Raw genomic sequence first — 1238 nt, forward strand, 5'->3', positions numbered from 1 at the left:
GCAAGGAGAACATCGTCGTCCAGCCGCCGCTGAAGGACGTGAAGTCGGTCGGCTACGGCACCGTCGGCGCGCTGTCCATGCTCAAGGGCGCCGACAAGAAGAACACCGGCGACTGGCTGAACTTCGTCGCCGAGTCGAAGAACACGGCCGGTCTGCAGACGGGCGCGGGCTACTTCCCGGCCCGCAAGTCCGGCGGCGACCTCTACCCCGGCGACGCGCTGCAGACCGCGGTCGGCGCCACGCTGCCGAGCATGACCGTGGGCCCGCTCCAGGACAAGGCCCGTGAGGTCCAGGGCGTGCTCGCGCCGGAGATCCAGGCGGCGCTGCTGGGCAAGAAGAGCCCGCAGGAGGCGCTGGACGCCGCGCAGAAGGCCGCGCAGGCGATGCTCGGCCGCTGATACCGGGTGCGGGGTCCGTCCGGCCGCACCCGGACGGACCCCGCACCTTCCCGGGGCACCGCCCCGACCTCCGCAATTCCCCCGTACCGCAAGGAGATCCCCGTGGCAGTCGTCGCGGAACCCACCCGCCGGGGCCGTCGCAGCGGGCCGCAGGCGCGCCGCGAGGCCCGGATCGGCCTGCTCTTCGTCCTGCCGTGCTTCCTGCTCTTCCTGGCCTTCCGGTTCGGGCCGGGCGTGGCCGGTGTGCTGATGAGCTTCACCGACTACACCCTCACCGGTGGCGGCAGCTTCATCGGGCTGGACAACTTCACCCGCCTGTGGGACGACCCGCTGTTCTGGCAGGCGCTGAAGGTCACCGTCCTCTACACGGTGCTCGCCGTGCCGGGCACGCTCATCGCGTCGGTGTCCCTGGCGCTGATCACCCGCCGCGCGTTCCGCGGCGCGAAGTTCTTCCGCTCGGTGTTCTTCCTGCCGGTGGTCACCTCGCTGGTGCTGGCGGCCACCGTCTTCGTCTGGATCTTCTCCACCGGCGGGCCGTGGTCCACCCTGATGGGCTGGTTCGGCATGTCCGAGGGCTCCTGGCTCTCCGACGACGTGCTGGTGCTGCCCGCGCTCGCGCTGGTCGGCGTCTGGTCCCGCTTCGGGTACGGGATGCTCATCCTGCTGGCCCGGATGCAGGACATCCCCCGTGAGCTGGAGGAGGCGGCCCTCACCGACGGCGCGGGCCCCTGGCAGCGGTTCCGGCACATCGTGCTGCCGCAGCTCAAGCCCGCCCTGTTCTTCCTCGCCGTGATCGAGACGACGGCCTCGTTCCAGGTCTTCGACGCCGTCTACACCATG

The 1238-nt window shown here is 70.8% G+C and carries 1 protein-coding gene and 1 pseudogene; both read left to right on the forward strand.

Features of this window, described 5'->3' with window-relative positions; genetic code table 11:
* Positions 1 to 398: pseudogene (locus tag ABZZ04_RS39435) on the forward strand (sugar ABC transporter substrate-binding protein); the annotation flags it as partial.
* Positions 399 to 500: 102 nt separating this feature from the next.
* On the forward strand, positions 501 to 1238 hold a 738-nt coding region (locus ABZZ04_RS39440; RefSeq protein ID WP_356937061.1), incomplete at its 3' end, for a sugar ABC transporter permease.

The sequence above is a fragment of the Streptomyces sp. NPDC006435 genome (assembly GCF_040612315.1).
Lineage (GTDB): Bacteria > Actinomycetota > Actinomycetes > Streptomycetales > Streptomycetaceae > Streptomyces.